Source organism: Bradyrhizobium yuanmingense, assembly GCF_029167105.1.
Classification (GTDB): domain Bacteria; phylum Pseudomonadota; class Alphaproteobacteria; order Rhizobiales; family Xanthobacteraceae; genus Bradyrhizobium; species Bradyrhizobium yuanmingense_A.
The window spans coordinates 78,254-94,186 of record NZ_JARFML010000026.1 but is presented as its reverse complement, the minus strand read 5'-3'; the positions used below and the strand labels follow the sequence as shown (position 1 = coordinate 94,186).

Annotated in this window: 20 protein-coding genes and 1 pseudogene; 14 read left to right on the top strand and 7 right to left on the bottom strand. The window is 63.8% G+C overall.

Going from position 1 to position 15,933, the window contains the following annotated elements:
- Positions 1 to 129: 129 nt before the first annotated feature.
- Genes P0R31_RS28670 through P0R31_RS28660 form a run of 3 tightly spaced genes read right to left on the bottom strand, consistent with a single transcriptional unit; the run spans position 130 to position 3,483 of the window.
- A complete protein-coding gene (locus P0R31_RS28670) occupies positions 130 to 1,734 on the bottom strand; it encodes an alpha-amylase family glycosyl hydrolase (RefSeq protein WP_275517757.1) in 1,605 nt (534 codons plus the stop codon).
- Positions 1,715 to 2,296 (bottom strand): hypothetical protein, encoded by a 582-nt coding sequence (locus tag P0R31_RS28665; RefSeq protein WP_275517755.1) that lies wholly within the window; start codon positions 2,294 to 2,296, stop codon positions 1,715 to 1,717. Before P0R31_RS28665 ends, P0R31_RS28670 begins: the two co-directional genes overlap by 20 nt.
- Before the next feature lie 11 nt (positions 2,297 to 2,307).
- Positions 2,308 to 3,483: a zinc-dependent alcohol dehydrogenase gene (locus tag P0R31_RS28660; RefSeq protein ID WP_275517753.1), complete on the bottom strand. Its 1,176-nt coding sequence runs from the start codon at positions 3,481 to 3,483 to the stop codon at positions 2,308 to 2,310.
- Positions 3,484 to 3,638: 155 nt separating this feature from the next.
- Between P0R31_RS28660 and P0R31_RS28655 the strand changes: the two genes are divergently transcribed.
- The gene (locus P0R31_RS28655) at positions 3,639 to 4,421 is read left to right on the top strand and encodes an SDR family NAD(P)-dependent oxidoreductase (RefSeq protein ID WP_275517752.1); all 783 of its coding nucleotides are present in this window, start codon (positions 3,639 to 3,641) and stop codon (positions 4,419 to 4,421) included.
- A 346-nt stretch (positions 4,422 to 4,767) separates the two neighbouring features.
- Here P0R31_RS28655 and P0R31_RS28650 read toward each other — a convergent pair whose 3' ends face one another.
- Both P0R31_RS28650 and P0R31_RS28645 read right to left on the bottom strand, forming a co-directional pair.
- Entirely contained in the window at positions 4,768 to 5,166 is a 399-nt protein-coding gene (locus P0R31_RS28650) for a response regulator (protein ID WP_275517750.1), read from the bottom strand.
- A 12-nt stretch (positions 5,167 to 5,178) separates the two neighbouring features.
- A complete protein-coding gene (locus P0R31_RS28645) occupies positions 5,179 to 5,364 on the bottom strand; it encodes a hypothetical protein (RefSeq protein WP_275517793.1) in 186 nt (61 codons plus the stop codon).
- On the opposite strand from P0R31_RS28645, the pseudogene P0R31_RS28640 reads away from it, so the two are divergent.
- The 7 genes and pseudogenes from P0R31_RS28640 to P0R31_RS28610 form a co-directional block, all read left to right on the top strand.
- Positions 5,279 to 5,610: pseudogene (locus P0R31_RS28640) on the top strand (chemotaxis protein CheB); the annotation flags it as partial. The gene P0R31_RS28645 and the pseudogene P0R31_RS28640 sit on opposite strands and share 86 nt — an antisense overlap.
- Positions 5,611 to 5,751: 141 nt before the next feature.
- Entirely contained in the window at positions 5,752 to 6,027 is a 276-nt protein-coding gene (locus tag P0R31_RS28635; RefSeq protein ID WP_275517748.1) for a hypothetical protein, read from the top strand.
- Between the two features lie 195 nt (positions 6,028 to 6,222).
- A complete protein-coding gene (locus P0R31_RS28630; RefSeq protein ID WP_275517747.1) occupies positions 6,223 to 9,390 on the top strand; it encodes a CheR family methyltransferase in 3,168 nt (1,055 codons plus the stop codon).
- The gene (locus P0R31_RS28625; RefSeq protein ID WP_275517746.1) at positions 9,390 to 10,148 is read left to right on the top strand and encodes a Crp/Fnr family transcriptional regulator; all 759 of its coding nucleotides are present in this window, start codon (positions 9,390 to 9,392) and stop codon (positions 10,146 to 10,148) included. Before P0R31_RS28630 ends, P0R31_RS28625 begins: the two co-directional genes overlap by 1 nt.
- Before the next feature lie 141 nt (positions 10,149 to 10,289).
- On the top strand, positions 10,290 to 10,580 hold the full coding sequence (locus tag P0R31_RS28620) for a hypothetical protein (RefSeq protein WP_275517745.1): 291 nt from the start codon (positions 10,290 to 10,292) through the stop codon (positions 10,578 to 10,580).
- Between the two features lie 43 nt (positions 10,581 to 10,623).
- A complete protein-coding gene (locus tag P0R31_RS28615) occupies positions 10,624 to 10,806 on the top strand; it encodes a hypothetical protein (protein ID WP_275517744.1) in 183 nt (60 codons plus the stop codon).
- Between the two features lie 200 nt (positions 10,807 to 11,006).
- Positions 11,007 to 11,204: a hypothetical protein gene (locus P0R31_RS28610; protein ID WP_275517789.1), complete on the top strand. Its 198-nt coding sequence runs from the start codon at positions 11,007 to 11,009 to the stop codon at positions 11,202 to 11,204.
- A 47-nt stretch (positions 11,205 to 11,251) separates the two neighbouring features.
- On the opposite strand, the gene P0R31_RS28605 is transcribed toward P0R31_RS28610, so the two are convergent.
- Positions 11,252 to 11,821 (bottom strand): hypothetical protein, encoded by a 570-nt coding sequence (locus P0R31_RS28605; protein ID WP_275517743.1) that lies wholly within the window; start codon positions 11,819 to 11,821, stop codon positions 11,252 to 11,254.
- 304 nt (positions 11,822 to 12,125) lie between these two features.
- Here P0R31_RS28605 and P0R31_RS28595 point away from each other — a divergent pair, with 304 nt between their 5' ends.
- The 5 genes from P0R31_RS28595 (at position 12,126) to P0R31_RS28575 (ending at position 14,990) form a co-directional block, all read left to right on the top strand.
- On the top strand, positions 12,126 to 12,326 hold the full coding sequence (locus P0R31_RS28595; protein WP_275517741.1) for a hypothetical protein: 201 nt from the start codon (positions 12,126 to 12,128) through the stop codon (positions 12,324 to 12,326).
- A 63-nt stretch (positions 12,327 to 12,389) separates the two neighbouring features.
- A complete protein-coding gene (locus P0R31_RS28590; protein WP_275517740.1) occupies positions 12,390 to 13,466 on the top strand; it encodes a flavodoxin family protein in 1,077 nt (358 codons plus the stop codon).
- Complete coding sequence (locus tag P0R31_RS28585; protein WP_275517739.1) at positions 13,463 to 14,365, top strand: NAD(P)/FAD-dependent oxidoreductase; 903 nt, start codon at positions 13,463 to 13,465, stop codon at positions 14,363 to 14,365. Before P0R31_RS28590 ends, P0R31_RS28585 begins: the two co-directional genes overlap by 4 nt.
- A gap of 96 nt (positions 14,366 to 14,461) precedes the next feature.
- On the top strand, positions 14,462 to 14,791 hold the full coding sequence (locus tag P0R31_RS28580) for a four-helix bundle copper-binding protein (protein ID WP_197947764.1): 330 nt from the start codon (positions 14,462 to 14,464) through the stop codon (positions 14,789 to 14,791).
- 10 nt (positions 14,792 to 14,801) lie between these two features.
- Entirely contained in the window at positions 14,802 to 14,990 is a 189-nt protein-coding gene (locus P0R31_RS28575; RefSeq protein WP_036013742.1) for a hypothetical protein, read from the top strand.
- 22 nt (positions 14,991 to 15,012) lie between these two features.
- On the opposite strand, the gene P0R31_RS28570 is transcribed toward P0R31_RS28575, so the two are convergent.
- Positions 15,013 to 15,270 carry a hypothetical protein gene (locus P0R31_RS28570; RefSeq protein WP_275517737.1) on the bottom strand — a complete coding sequence of 86 codons (258 nt, stop codon included), beginning with the start codon at positions 15,268 to 15,270 and terminating at the stop codon, positions 15,013 to 15,015.
- A 284-nt stretch (positions 15,271 to 15,554) separates the two neighbouring features.
- Here P0R31_RS28570 and P0R31_RS28565 point away from each other — a divergent pair, with 284 nt between their 5' ends.
- Positions 15,555 to 15,929: a hypothetical protein gene (locus P0R31_RS28565; RefSeq protein ID WP_036013747.1), complete on the top strand. Its 375-nt coding sequence runs from the start codon at positions 15,555 to 15,557 to the stop codon at positions 15,927 to 15,929.
- Positions 15,930 to 15,933: the final 4 nt, after the last annotated feature.

Here is a 15,933-nt window from a genome sequence, read left to right as displayed (position 1 = left end):
CCGCTACCCCGGCGCCTGAAGGGGGGCGTGGGCGCCGGGGCTGCGGTCTTGCAAATTGCTTCCGGCGGCGGGGGGAGACGCCGGAAGCAAGGATCAGACTCATCGCGACGCGGATGGTTCCTCCAGATATCACCGAGGTTCGAGCGCGATGATCACGCCTTCGTTGCCCCGGAGCAGAACGGACGCATCCGGCACCGGCTCGGCCGGCCGATCCAGATGCGTCGACATCAAGAGACGACCGCGACCTTGCCAATGGAATTTCCGCGGTTCGGCCGCGAGATTGAGTGCAACCAGAATCTCGTTCCGGCCCTTCGTCCGTTTGAAGGCGAGGACATCGTTCTGCGAGCGCAGCGGTTCGTAGCCGCCCCGTCGCAGTCCGGGATGCTCGCGCCGCAGCGCCATCAGCGCGCGAAACAGTGCGAGGAGCGAGCGCTCCTCGCGCTGCTGTGCGGCGATGTTGGCCGCACCATCAGGCGGCTCCAGCGGCAGCCATGGGCGGCCCGCGGTGAAGCCGCCATCGGGGCTGTCGTCCCATCGCATCGGCGCGCGTTCGGGATCGCGGCACAGGCCATAGCCGGGCACGAGCTTCTCGAAGGGATCACGGACGCGGTCGGCAGGGATCGGCACGCGCTTGCGGCCGATCTCGTCGCCCATGAAGAAGAACGGCGTTCCCCGCAGCGTCATCAGCAGCATCGCCAGCACGCGCATCTGTGTCTGGCCGATCTTGCTCGCGATCCGCTGCTTGTCGTGGCCGCCGATGACCCAGACCGGCCAGCCGTCGTCAGGGATGGCGTTGAGATAGGTGTCGATCGTTGCCTGCAGCGACAGGGCGTCCCATTTGGAATCGAGCAGGGCGAAATTGAGCGGCAGATGCAGGCGCGGCCGGTCGTTGCCGTAGAAGTGGCCGATGCGGTCGGTCTTGCCCTGGACTTCGCCGCAAAGCGTGCGCCCGGGATAGGCGTCGATCACCTCGCGGATGAACTCGATGCAATCCATCGTTTCGGGCCGGTCGTCGGTGAACACCGGCGTCTGCCGCTGCGGCGGCGGCTTGCCCTCGGCTTGCGGGTTCGGCGGATTGTCGCGCAAGAGCCGGTCCTTGATCAGGACCGCGCTGGCGTCGACGCGAAAGCCATCGACGCCGCGGTCGAGCCAGAACCGCATGGCGTCGGCGATCGCGGCGCGCACTTGCGGGTTGCGCCAGTTGAGGTCGGGCTGCTCCACCAGGAAGGAATGATAGTAATATTGCCGGCGCGGCTCGCACCACTCCCAGCCGCTGCCGCCGAACCGGCTCAGCCAGTTGTTGGGCGGGCCGCCATTCTCGGCAGGATCGGCCCAGATGTACCAATCGGCCTTGGCGCTGTTGCGCGAGCTCGCGCTCTCGACGAACCATGCATGATCGTTCGCGGTGTGATTGGGGACGAGGTCGAGGATAAGCCGGATGCCCGCATCGTGCAGCGCCTCGAGCAGGCGATCGAACTCCTCGAGGCTGCCGAAGGCGGGATCGATCGAACAAAAGTCGGAGATGTCGTAGCCGAGGTCGCGGAACGGGCTCTTGTAGATCGGCGTCAGCCACACCGCGTCGACGCCGAGCCATTTCAGATAGTCTATGCGTGACATCAGCCCGGCAAGGTCGCCTTTGCCGTCACCGTTGGAGTCCTGAAAGGAGATCAGCGCGATCTCGTAGATGACGGCGGATTCCCACCACGCAGCTTCATCACGGGACTCGTCGCTCATCACCTTGCTTCACCTCGTTCGTCTTGTCGTTTGTCTTGGCATCGGCCGCGATCTGCCTTGCCGCAGTTCGGGCGCTCTCGATGCCCCTGGGAAAACCGCTGCGGCTCGGATAGAGCCTGCGCCGTGCATCGCGCGGCGGGCGGCGCGGCTTGGTGTCCTGCGCGGCACGATAGTCGAGCACGGCGATGCCGCCGACCATCAGCAGCGCCAGCGCGATATTGCCCTTCTTGGGATTGTCCACAGTCAGCCCGGACAGCAGCGCGGCGGCATCGAGGCCGTCGCCGCCGACGCGGGCCCACAGGCCGGCATTCTTGTCGACCGAGAGCGACATGATGCCGGCCGTGATCTCGCGCACGCCGAAGGCGCGGACCATCGTCTCGTGGCCTTCCATGCCCAGCGTGCGCGTGACGCGCCGCGGCGCGAACAACTCGACCATGCCGAGACCGATGCTGAACCAGCCGAGCGCGCGCGCGAGCTGGTCCGCCGGCCGCTTCAGGCTCGGCCCGCCCTCGACGATCTCAGGGTCGCCCTTGGTGCGTACGATGTTGGAGAAGTGAAACATGGCTAGCTCCTTCAGGGCTTCAGCACCACCTTGACGCAGGACTCGCGCTTGTCGCGAAACACCTGGTACATCTCCGGGCCTTGCGCGAGCGGGACGGTGTGGGTGATGACGAACGACGGATCGATCTCACCTTCCTCGATTCGGCGGAGCAGGTCGTCGGTCCAGCGGTTGACGTGGGTCTGGCCGGTGCGCATCGTCAGGCCCTTGTTCATGAAGGCGCCCATCGGCAGCATGTCGGACAAGCCGCTGTACACGCCTGCCACCGAGATGATGCCGCCGGGACGGCAGACATAGATCATCTCCCGCAGCACGTGGGGCCGGTCGCTCTCGGCCATCACCATCTGCTTGGCGCGGTCGAGCAGGGTGTCGGGCTGAGACGGCATCACATGGGCCTCCATGCCGACGCAGTCGATGCATTTTTCCGGGCCCTTGCCGTCGGTCAATTCCTGGAGCCGCTCCACCACGCTCTCGGTCTCGAAATTGATCGTGGTTGCGCCGCCGGCTTCCGCCATGCTCAGCCGTTCGGGCAGGCAGTCGATCGCGATCACCTGGTTGGCGCCGAGCAGGATCGCGCTGCGGATCGCCATCTGTCCGACAGGGCCGCAGCCCCAGATCGCGACCGTGTCGGTCGGCTCGATGTCGCATTGCACGGCGGCCTGCCAGCCGGTCGGGAAGATGTCGCTGAGGAAAAGCAATTGCTCGTCCGGGATGCCCGGGGGCACCTTGATGTGCGTGGCGTCGGCGAAGGGCACGCGGAGATATTCGGCCTGGCCGCCCGGATAGCCGCCGGTCAGATGCGTGTAGCCGAACAGGCCGGCGGTGGTGTGTCCGAACACCTTATCGGCCAGATGGCGCTTGCGGTTGGTGGTTTCGCAGACGGAGAAATTGCCGCGCTTACACTGGTCGCACTCGCCGCAAATGATCGTAAAGGGCACCACGATCCGGTCGCCCTTCTTCAGCTTGCCGTTGACGCCCGAGCCGACCTCGACCACTTCGCCCATGGTCTCGTGGCCCATGATGTCGCCGGGCAACATGCCTGGAATGAAATTGTGGAAGAGATGGAGGTCGGAACCGCAGATGGCGCAGCTCGTGACCTTGATGATGGCGTCGCGCGGGTCCTGGATCTCGGGGTCGGTGACCGTGTCGCAGCGAATATCTTCCTTGCCGTGCCAAACCAGCGCCTTCATCTTCCGTCCTCTCGGCTGAACCAGTTGGCACTTAAAGTCCAGGAATGAATGATGGTTGCTAATCGACGTGCATTTCTTCGCAAGCGCACCCGATAGGAACGAGATGGCGGCGTCGCGATTTGGGGGGCATCATCCTCCTCTCAAGGACCTATGCCATGCCCGCCAATCAGCTCGCCGTCGTCACCGGCGCCTCCACCGGCATCGGCCTGGAACTTGCGCGCTGCTGCGCCCAGGCCGGATTCAACCTCGTCATCGCCGCGGATGAACCTCAGATCGAACGGGTGGCAGTCGATCTGCGCCGGCTCGGCGGCAGCGTCGAGCCGGTCGAGACCGATCTTTCCACCACGGAAGGCGTCGACAAGCTCTGCGCCGCGATCGGCGACCGGCCGATCGACGCTTTGCTGGCCAATGCCGGAATCGGCCTCGGCAAGGCGTTCCTCGACCAGGACTTCACCAGGGTGAAGCACCTGATCGACACCAACATCACCGGCACGCTTGATCTGATCCACCGCATCGGCAACGAGATGCTTCGCCGCAAGGCCGGCCGCATCCTGATCACCGGCTCGATCGCCGGCTTCATGCCGGGCAGTTTCCAGGCCGCCTACAACGCCAGCAAGGCGTTCCTCGATTCATTCTCGTTTGCGCTGCGCGAGGAGCTGCGCGACAGCGGCGTTACCGTCACCTGCCTGATGCCGGGTGCGACCGAGACCGAGTTCTTCCGCCGCGCCGACATGATGGACACCAAGGTCGGCACGGAGAAGAAGGATGGCGCCTACGACGTCGCGAAGGCCGGCTTCGACGCCATGCTGCGCGGGGAAGCCGACATTGTCACCGGGCTGAAGAACAAGCTCCAGACGACAGTCGCCAATGTCACGCCGAACGAGATGCTGGCCAAGCAGCATCGCAAAACGGCCGAGCCTGGCACGGCAAAGTCGTGAGCTGAAGTTCGCCGCAAGCCCCGCGACCAACAGCCGCCCAATGAAACGCTGGACAAGGCGTGGCGGCTGATTCACATAGCCTAATGCGCTGAGTTCGCCGTCAGGCCAGACTGCATCCGTCAGGACGGGGCTGCAATGGCGATGGACCGCGTTGAAATTGCCTTTGTAGCGACCGCTATTACAGGTTTCCTGGTGATGATGGCTGCGATCGTCTGGATGATGCTGAGCTGATGGGGCAGGAGGCAGTCTTGCGGATCGCTCTGCCCTATGCGGCAGTCATCCTTTGCCTGGCGGTGACCGCTTGGCTCGCATTCGCGCATCTTTTCTGATCGTCAGTCGATCGTTGTCAGCTTCCGGGCTCGACGATCAGCGCCGCGAGCTGACGCGCCAACTTGGCAAGATCGATCGGTTTTTCAAAAAGCGGTACGTCCTGAAACTCCGGTCCGACGGTGACCCTTTCGTACCCCGTGGTAAAGACGAACGGCACGTTGCGCGCCCTTAGTTCGCGAGCGACCGGAAAGATCCTCTCGCTGTGAATGTTCACGTCCAGGACCGCCGCATCCAGCGTGCTGCCGTCACGCAGGATCTTGAATGCGTCCTCGATGTGCCCGGCAGGACCTGCCACCTCGGCACCCAGCGCCCGGAATGCCTCGCTGATGTCGTCGGCGAGGAAATACTCGTCCTCGACCACGAAAACCCTGCGCCCGGTGAAAGGCGCAGGCTGACCGGATGTTGTGCGCAACATCGTTTTGATGCCTCAGCCTTCGCTTCGGCCCCCTAGGAACATAAAACGGACCCCGCCTTGATCCGAAACGATCAAATCGAAAACAGGTTCCATGAGCAACCGCGACATCATCGTGATCGGCGGCTCGGCAGGAGCGACCCAGCCATTGAAGCAGATCCTGAGCCGCTTGCCGCCGGATTTGCCCGCAGCCGTCTTCATCGTTCTGCACATTCCGGCGCAGGGCATCGGCATTCTGTCAACGATCGCCAGGAGCGCCGGCCCGCTTCCGGTCCGCCAGGCCGAAAACGGCATGGAGATCGAGCTGGGGCAGATCTATTTGGCCGCGCCGGACCACCATTTGCTGCTCTCGAGGGATCGGGTGTTGCTCGGGCGCGGTCCGCGCGAGAACCTGGTGCGGCCATCGATGCCCTGTTTCGTTCCGCAGCCATCGCTTACGGGCCGCGGGGCGCAGCGGCCGGTCCGCTGTCGCCGAGATGTACCAGGCGAGGGCGGCCGAATATCGCGAATATGCCGACATGATCCGGCGGGTGGTGCTACAATCGCTCGATGCTCCCGTCCGCACGCGGCAGACGTGAAGGGACTGCCATGGCCATCTCCGAACAAGCCGAGCAGCTCGGTGTCGAGCAGCGCCTTCTGGTCAGGGCCGACCGGGACATCGAAGAGTTCTCGCAGCGCATCCGCAAGCAGGAGGATCGTGTGCGCGAACTTCGCGCCGGCGGCCATGATACCCGCGAGGCGGAACGGCTGGTCGACCTGTTCAAGCAGAACCTTGCCGAGTGGGAGCGCCGCCGCGTTCTGATCGCCCAGCGCATCGCATATCTGCAACGGCAGGTGGCTGCAGAACAGCCCGAAGCTGGTTGATGGTCCCAGCGTTCAACGCCGCTCGTCGCCTGGCTGGCCGAGATGCCGCGCGGCCCCCCTGGGTTGACGCGCGAAAGATCGAAGGAAGCTCTGTTACATTATCGTCTTTCAACTGTTGGGATCGGGCTAGTTTCTGTTTTCTGCAAGGATCGGGCGCCCGTTGGGGCCGGCCAGTGAGAGAGAGCTACCAAGTCCATGACCGAAGCGGGCGAGCAAGCGGCAGAAGGAGAGCGCCAGACCATGTCCCCGCTCGTGATCGGCGTCGGCGCCTCACCGTCCGCTCTGGACAGCATCGAGCGCTTCTTCGCCAAGATGACCTTGAGCGAAGACCAGGCGATCGTGCTGGCGCTTCAGCACCACGAGGCGTTCGACGAGGCTCAGCTGCGTCAGATCGTGCAAAGCTCGAATGGCGGCAGGTTGTCCGACCCCCGCCACGGCCAACCGATCGAAGGCGGGAACATCTATCTGTGCCCGCCGGCGATGATTACCACGATCCAGGGCGGCCGTTTCGCGATCCGCAAGGCCGAGCAGGCACCGGGCGATCGAGCTACGATTGACAGCTTCCTGGTATCACTGGCGGAGGAGCACGCCGAGGAATCCATCGGTGTGATTTTGTGCGGGACCGGCGGCGACGGCACGCTGGGTACTGCGACGCTGAAAGATCACGGCGGTCTTGCCATCGCTGAAAGGGTCGCCAGCGAGAAATCGGTCCCTCTCAAGGATGCCAAAACGGCGGCGGCGATCGCCGACTATGTGTTGCCGGCCGAGGAGATTCCCGAGCACATCCATGTCTATGCTCGCCATCTGCGTCGTCTGGAGGAAAAGCGGGGGTTCGACGAGGAGCCCGCCGCCGCTGCGACCTCGCTCTCGCGGATAGCCGACATCCTGCGTAACAAGACCGGCAACGATTTTCACGGCTACAAGCAAAATACCTTCCTGCGCCGGGTGCAAAGGCGCATGCAAGTCGTCCAGATCGACGGCATTCCCGCCTACATGGATTTTCTGCGCAACGACAAGGATGAGGCGCAACACCTCTTCAATGATCTCCTGATCGGCGTCACCGAATTCTTCCGCGACAAGCGCGAATTCGAGCTTCTGGAGACCCAGATCATTCCAAAGATCTTCGAGGGCAAGGGTGCCGCTCAGCAGATTCGCGTCTGGGTGCTCGGTTGCGCCACTGGCGAGGAGGCCTATTCGATCGCCATCCTGCTGCGCGAACACATGGCGCGGATGGACTCCTTGCCGCAGGTGCAGATCTTCGCCACCGGCATCGACGGACGGGCGCTCGCCGCTGCGCGGGTCGGCCGCTATCGCACCTCGATCGAGGGCGACATGACCAGCGAACGCTTGGCGCGCTGGTTCGTGCGGGAGGGGGACACCTATTGCGTGGTCAAGGAGCTGCGCGAGATGTGCATCTTCTCCCAGCACAGCGTCACCAAGGACGCGCCGTTCTCCAGGCTGGACCTGGTTTCGTGCCGCAATCTGCTGATCTATCTCAACGCGGAGCTTCAGAACCGCGTCATTCCGCTGTTTCACTTCGCGCTGTTGCCCGACCGCTATCTGGTCCTCGGAAATTCGGAGAATGTGACGCGGCATCCAAAGCTGTTCGTGCCGATCGACCGCCGTGCACGTATCTTCAGGAAACTCGATACCGGAGCGCGGCTGCCTCCCGAGTTTCCGATCACGACCGCTGCGAGCAGGGCGCCGGTCGACGTGCCGCCGGTGCGCTCGCTCAGCCCTGACGTCGGCCTGGAGCGGCGCGCGCAACGGATCGCGGACCGATATGCCCCGGCTTACGTCATCACCGACGAGAATTTCCAGATCCTGCACTTTTCGGGACGTACCGGTCGGTACATCGAGGCGACCGCCGGCGCCGCCAGCCTCGATCTGCTTCAGCTCGTGCATCGCGATCTCCGCCTCGAGCTGCGGACCGCGCTCGGCCGCGCGGCGGAAACCAACGAGCCTGTCAATGCCGAGCAGGTGCACCTCGGCGTGAGCGATCACCGCATCCTTGTGAGCATCACGGTGGAGCCCATTCAGGACGACGCCGGCGGTCACCGGAACTTCGTCGTTCTGTTCAAGGACGGACCGGCCCAACCGATCGGGGACGACCAGGGCAAGTCCAACGCCCTCATTCGCACCGAGCATGTCGAACGCCTCGAAAGCGAGCTGCGCGCGACACGTGAGCGCCTCCAGGCCACCATCGAGGAACTCGAAAGTACCAACGAAGAGCTGAAATCCTCCAACGAGGAATACCAATCGCTCAGCGAAGAGCTCCAGTCCGCCAACGAGGAGCTCGAGACTTCACGCGAAGAGTTGCAGTCCGTCAACGAGGAGCTGACGACGGTCAATGGCGAGCTGGCGCACCGCGTCCGAGAATTGACGCGCGCCACCAGCGATCTGAAGAATTTCCTCGAAAGCACGCAGATCGCGACCGTGTTTCTCGACAACGATTTACGGGTGATGACCTTCACCCCGGCTATCACGCAAATCTTGCACTTGGTGGAAACCGATGCTGGCCGCCCGATATCTCACATCAAGGCGCGCGTTCCGATCGAGGCGCTCTACGACGATGTCCGCCGCGTGCTGCGCACCCTGGCCAGCGTCGAGCGCGAGCTGACCGCGCCGGATGACCGCAAGAGATATATCGCGCGCGTCTTGCCGTACCGCAGCGTCGACAATTTCATCGCAGGCGTCGTCATCACGTTCATCGATGTTACGGAGATTACCCGCGCCGAGGAGCGGCAGCGCCTGCTGCTGGCCGAACTGCAGCATCGCGTCCGCAATACGCTTGGTGTCGTGCGTTCGATCGCCCGCCGGTCGGCGGAGACGAGCACCACAGTGGAGGAATACGCCTCCCATCTGGACGGACGGCTCAACGCCTTCGCCCGGACCCAGGGACTGGTGACGCGGGATCCCGAGGGCGGTGTTGATCTCGAATACCTGGTGGTGGAGGAACTGCTCGCCTACAATGCCCGCGAAGGCGAGCAGATGCGTGTTTCGGGCCCGAAGGTCCGCTTCCAGCCCAAGGCCGCCGAAACGTTCGCTCTAGCCATTCACGAACTCGCGACCAACGCGCTGAAATACGGAGCGCTGAGCAAGCCGTCAGGCCGCATAGACGTGTCTTGGCGCATCGACGAAAGCACGGAACCCGCACAATTGACGGTCGAATGGCGGGAACGTGGGGGGCCGCAGGTGAAGCCGCCGCTGCGGAAAGGTTTCGGAACCGAGCTTCTTGAGCGTACACTGGCGTTCGAGCTGAAGGGCCAGAGCACGCTGACCTTCCATTCGGGAGGGCTGCAATGCACGATCAGGATCCCATTGAACAAGGGCTCCTTCCACACTCCCCCTGTGGCTGACTGATGTCCTTGTCGACCACCGATCGCAGCCTTTTGGACCCGGCCATTCGCCGGCTGAATGCGCTGAGGCCGCTTTCGTCGGCGGCGCGCGCGTCACTTGAGTATGCGATGCTCGAAGGGGTGCAGCACGCCGGAGCAAACGAGGACCTAGTCTCCGAGGGAGACCCCGTCGACAGTGTCCGCATCGTGCTGTCGGGCTGGCTCTGCCGCTACAAGATGCTCGAGGACGGCCGGCGCCAGATCGTTAACTTCATCCTTCCCGGCGAAAGCTGCGACGCTCATGTATTCCTGCTCTCAACCATGGATCACACCATCGGTGCGTTGACCCCGGTCGTTTTCGCCGAGGTCAAGCGCGCGCGCTTCGATAGCCTGCTGGCGGCCGACCGTTCGCTTGCCGAAGCCTTTCTTTGCGAGACGCTCGTCAACAACGCGGTTCAGCGCGAATGGGCCGTCAATCTTGGCCGTCGCGTCGCGCTCGAGCGCGTGGCGCATCTGTTCTGCGAGATCTTCGAGCGGTTGCGTCCCGTCGGCATGGTCGACGGCAACAGCTGCGCAATGCCCGTGACGCAGATGGATCTTGCCGATGCCACCGGCCTCTCGGTGGTCCATCTCAATCGCACGCTTCAGGAACTGCGCGCATCAGGACTGATTGTGCTGCGCGACCGTACCCTGGTCATCAAGGATCTCGACGCGCTCAAAGATGTGGCTCTGTTCTCGCCGGGTTATCTGCAAGTCTATCGCGGTGGCCGAGAGCGCGGGTGAAAAGCCGCCGTCGGCCGTCTGCGCACTAGGAACATCGGCTTACCTGAGTTAGTTTACCGGTATCACCGGCCAAGGCCCTGTCCGTAGGCGCCGGTGGCTGAGAGATCGCGCGCTCCCGCCTGCATGATGAGGAGCGCGGCCATGGATGGTGATCATCTTGGTCTGGAAACTCGGCGTCTCCTGGAGCGCGCCGATCGAGCCATCGAAGAGAGTATCCGTCTGCGGGCTCTCAATGCCGAAGTCAGGCGGCAGCTCCGGCAGGCCTGCTATGACATGGAACGGCAGCTCGCCGAGGCTTTCGCCAACGCGAGCGCCGCCATAGCGAGCGAGGGGCCATGCACCCATGTTCGATCGGAAACTTCGCGTCCCTGGCGCACGATCGAACGAGAGCTGATAACCGTGCACATCAGGGCAATTACTCATTTTGAGTAACCTAGGTGAATGGCTCCGCGCGCAGTAGGCCTATAATTGTACCATGCGCGACGTTCTTATTCCTCGCGCCATTCGCGCGATCGATGTCAGCCGCACTCTTCGAGAGGAGCGTCGACAACTCGTGGAGCATCGCGATCAAATCGTGGCTGACTTGCGCCTGGCCATCCTGGAGAGCGCCATGGTTCGTACGGAGATCAAGGCTCGCCGCGACGATGAGGACAATTAACCCGCGTTCGGCGCAGTTTGCGCCTCCTAGGAATGATGTTGTTGCTTCAGCGACTTAAGACTCCAATCACAGTTTTTGGGCAGCGGGAGCAACCGTTCCGGTTCCAGAACGTTAGATGCAGGCCAGCGCGACTTGCCTGGCATTATCACCATATGAACGCAATGGCGCGTTCCGCTGACTACAGGGATACGCCCATGACGATGATGCGGCGTCGGATCAAGCACGAGGATACCTTGGAGGCCCGGCTGGCAGCCGAAGCGGAGCGGTTGCGCGAAGAGGCCAAATCACTTCCGCCCGGCGCGGCGCGCGACGAGATGCTGCGCAAGGCGCGACAGGCGGAAACAGGGTCTCAAATGAGCGAATGGCTGCGCTCACCCGGCCTGCAGCCGCCGAACTGACGGGCGCAGCGCTGCAGCCTGTCAGGGTTGCACGCGCCGGGAACGGGTTAGATGTCGGCGCGTACCGATGCGCTGATGTTGTGGGCAGAAACCGGAAAAATGAGCACCACATCCATCGTTCCCCGTTGCGTCCGGTTGTCACCCGGCAGTGCGGGAATCAACGCCGCTTCGCGGCTTTGGTTCGCCGGTTGTAGGGCGAGCGATTGGCGGGCCGCAGCGAAATTCCTTCGCGCTGCGCCTTGCTGCGGATCGCCGCGACGGGGCGCTGCAGCTTGATGCTCATCACGCCGGTCGGCGTGTTGCCTTTCGCAAGCTGCTTCAACTTGCTCACATCTGCAGCCGTCCACGGCTCGCGCGCGCGGCGCTTGTAAGCGGGATTTGCCTTGCGCGGTCCTTTGCGGCCGATCGGTGAGCCCGGCCGTTTCAATGCTGCTTTTGCCATGATGATCCTCCTTCAAGTCGTCCTTGAACATACGAATCAGCATTTCGGTTCCGGCGCAGTCCAAATCGATCGCGCTTTGCGCAAAATCGCGCAGCGTTAACTTATTGAAATGCCGGAACCGGCCGTTGCGACGGAAGCTGCAATCGTTGCCGGGCGGAGCCGCCTCAACCGGCAAGCGACTTACGTGAAAACAGAACCTGGGCCCCCGCGCCGATCCCGCCGGGGCCGATTTCCTCCAACCGAATTGTCCACGGAAGTTCAAAAGTACAAATGACCGCCAAACGTAACCGCAGGAAACAGACTCAAACGCTTCAGGAGCGGCTAGCCGCCTTTGCCGAAAGCGCCCGCGAGAGCGCAAGCAGCCTGCCGCCCGGCAGGGAGCGCGAGGTGCTGCTGCAGCGCGCCAAGCAGAACGAAATAACCTCGAACCTGACCGATTGGCTCAGCGCGCCCGTCGCTCCAAGGCGAGGACCATCATAGTGGCAAGCATCAAGCATTACCGCGCGTTCCAGATCGATCCGGACGGGCACGTGTTCGGATGCATCAACCTTGTCTGCGACGACGACGAAGAGGCCAAGCGCGAAGCCGCCTCGCTCGTTCTGGTGCATCGCATCGAGCTGTGGCGGCTGGACCAGCGGATCGCCAAATTCGATGCGCCGCAGGAGCTTGCTCGCCAGTAAGCTTGGGAACTGCGCGCTGGGCGCCGGGTTGGTCGGAGGACATCGACCTCGCCAGGAGCCAGCATGACGGATGCCGACATTCGCAAGGGGATGCCGCCCGTCAGGCTGTCGCGCGAGGAGTTCGAGCGGCGCTACAAGCGCCAGTTCGTCGATCCGGCCTTTGCTCCGCTCGGGCGTGCGCTCGATGCCATCATCGCGGCCGCCTGGGACGCCTACAGCCATTCGCGCAAGGCACCATTGACGCGGAAGGCCGGCGCAGGGTTCGCCGACCCCGATTACGATCTTGCCGTCGACTGGCTTGATGCGCGCGCAAAAATCCTGGAGGCGCAGCGGCGCCACGACGATGCCGACGCGACGCCGCGCATCCTGATCATCAACGGCTCGGCCCGCAGCGAGCACACCTGTCCCGGCGAGATGTCGAAGACCTGGCGGCTGGTCAAGCTGGCCGAGCCCGTCTTCATCGAGATGGGATTTGCCGTCGACATCCTCGATCTGTCGCGCCTCGCTTCGGAGTACGGCAAGACCATTCATCCCTGCAAGTCCTGCGTCAGCACCGCCATGCCGCTGTGCCACTGGCCGTGCAGCTGCTATCCGAACCATTCGCTGGGCCAGACCCACGACTGGATGAACGAGATCTATCCGCTCTGGGTTGCGGCCCACGGCATTCTGATCGTGGCGCCCGTGAACTGGTATCACGTCCCCGCCGGTCTCAAGGCGATGATGGACCGCATGGTCTGCGCCGACGGCGGCAATCCCGATCCGACCTCGACCCACGGCAAGAATGCCGCGGAAGCCAAGGCGATCGAGCTGAAGGGCTGGCCCTATCCGCGTCATCTCGCCGGCCGCCATTTCGGCCTCGTCGTTCACGGCGATGCGGTCGGCGCAGAGGGCGTGCGCCGGGCCTTGTCCGACTGGCTGACCGACATGCAGCTGATCTCGGCAGGGCGCTACGCCGAGCTCGACGGTTATGTCGGCTACGACGAGCCATACGCCACGTCCCATCGCGAGCTCGACGAGGACCGCGAATTCCAGCAGGAAGTGCAGAATGCGGCGCGCGCGCTCGGCAATGCCGTCCGGCTCGCGCGAAGCGGGCGCCTCGATGAGCCCGGCGCCGGTCTTGCGGACCCGAACCCCAAATGACCGGCGCGCCACCCCTTGAATGCCTGATCGTCGGAGGCGGCCCGGCCGGACTGATGGCCGCGATCTATCTGGCGCGCTTCCGCCGCCGCGTCTGCGTCGTGGACGCCGGCGCGAGCCGGGCGGCCCTGATCCCGCGCAGCCACAATGTCCCCGGCTTCGTCCACGGCCTGTCCGGCGCGGAGCTGATCGAGCGGATGTCGGCCCAGCTGAACGAGCTCGCCGTCACACGCGTGGAGGCCGAGGTCACGGCGTTGCAGCGTCACGAACACGGTTTTGAAGCGAGCTGGAATGGCCGTGCGCATGCGGCCGCCACGGTCATTCTCGCCTGCGGGATCGTCGATACCCATCCGCCGTTCGACGCATGGCGCGCCGCCGTCGCGGATGGCCTGCTGCGCTATTGCCCGGTCTGCGACGCCTTCGAGGCGACCGGCCGCCGCATCGGCGTCATCGGCCCGCTCGCGCGCGCTGCGAGCAAGGCGCTGTTCCTGCGCGGCTATTCGCGCGACGTGACGCTGCTCGCAATTGGGCAGGGTGACGATCGGTCGGCAACGTCACGGCTGGCTGAGGCGGGCGTCGAGGTCGTGTTCGCGCCCGACCTGCGTTTGCGGCGAAGAGGCGAGGGCCTCGAAGCCGTCTTTGCCGACGCCAGGACGGCGCAATTCGAGATGGTCTATCCCGCGATGGGTGCCGAGGTGCGCTCGCAGCTCGCGATGGCGCTCGGCGCCGATCATACCGCGGAGGGCTATCTGGAGGTCGACGATCATCAGCGCACGTCGATCGCCGGGCTCTATGGAATCGGCGACGTCGTCACCGACCTGCACCAGATCTCGGTCGCGTTCGGCCACGCGGCCATCGCCGCCTGCACCATCCACAACAGCCTGTCGCCGCGATTTGCGTGATGGGACGGCGGTGAGCCTCACAATCGGCTGGAACCGGGAACGAAGCGCGTTGCCCCGCTTTGGTCGAGCGGAGCGGGGCGCGACTGGAGACAACCGATGGCTCAATCCGAAGACATGACCCGCTGCATCGCGCTTTGCATGAGCTGCTACCAGACATGTCTCGGCACGGCGATGAACCATTGCCTCGAGACCGGCGGCAAGCATGTTGAGCCGAAACATTTCCGCCTGATGATGGCCTGCGCCGAGATGTGCCGGACCGCCGCGCACTTCATGCTGATCAACACGCCGCATCATAAGCACACCTGCGGCGAGTGCGCCGAAATCTGCACCGAATGTGCCGAGGATTGCGCCCGGATCGGCGGCATGGACGAATGCGTCGCGACATGCCGATCCTGCGCCCAATCCTGCCGCGCGATGGCGGCTTGAGGAGGTGCCCATGCTGGAAGAGAAACTCAAGGAAGCGATCGTCGGCGAATTGCAGCGTCAGGCCGCCGACCGGCCGCAATCGCTGAAGGTGCAGGGCGCGGGAGACGCAGCGGCCTCGGAGGAGCTGACCGTCAACGGCAAGATCGACCTTGGCGCGCTTGTCATGGTGATCGCAGGATCGGTCGCCGGCGGGCCTTGAGCTCGATCGTCGACCGGCGGCCTCAGCCATACTCCTCGCCGATGCCGTATTCCCGGTAGATCTGCAGCGGGTCGAGCTCGGGAAACAGACGGCATTTGGCCTGCGCAAGATGCAGGCTCACCGCAGCCGGCTCCTTGCCGTTCGCGAGCAGCTTGCGGATGTCATCCATATGCGCGTTCGGCTGGTGCTTCGGTTCGAGCTGCTCTAGCGCGACCAGGGCGGTCGCGAGTGCCTCGGTCAGAACCCAGTCGTCGTGGCCCGTGATTCCCTTCTTCGACATCGGAAGAACCCCACATCTGGTGGCGGTCACAGTTTACCGCGCCTTCGGCCAAATCGCCATCGAGCCGTTGCGGGCCCTTCGCGCGCGCGAGGCCATGGGCCATGCTCCGGCTTGCCTTATGGCCGCGTCAGGCTAAAAGGCGGCCAGTTGCGGGGGCGGCAGTATCTTTGTTGAAACAAACTTGGCGTAGACGGGCCGTATCCAGGCTCGCCGTTCCGGTCTGGGTCCCGATCCCGCACTTCGCAACACCATAGGGTTGCGACCCCCTCAAGGTTCGAGCCAGCATGGTCTTTCTCAGTTTCGTCTACCGCTTCCTCACCAATTTCGCCTTCATGGCGGTGGTCTATTTCAGCTTGAACTTCATGGAAAAGTATCCGAACCGGGCGATCCTGGCGATCCTGGTGCTGGTCTATGCCGCCATGCGCGCGGCCTCGACGCTGCGGGCGTTCTACTTCTTCCAGAAGATCGAGAAGCTGGAGGCCGAGACCAAGCGCCTTCAGGCTCCGATCAACGACGGTTCGGGCAGCACCACCGCGCGCAAGCAGGTGATCACCGACGTCGCGCGGCTGCGGCGGGACGGCGAGCTCAAGTCCTACATGGACCTGTTCTTCCTGGCGCTGATCGTGCTGCTCTGCGTCGCCGCCATCATGCGGCAATAGCAGA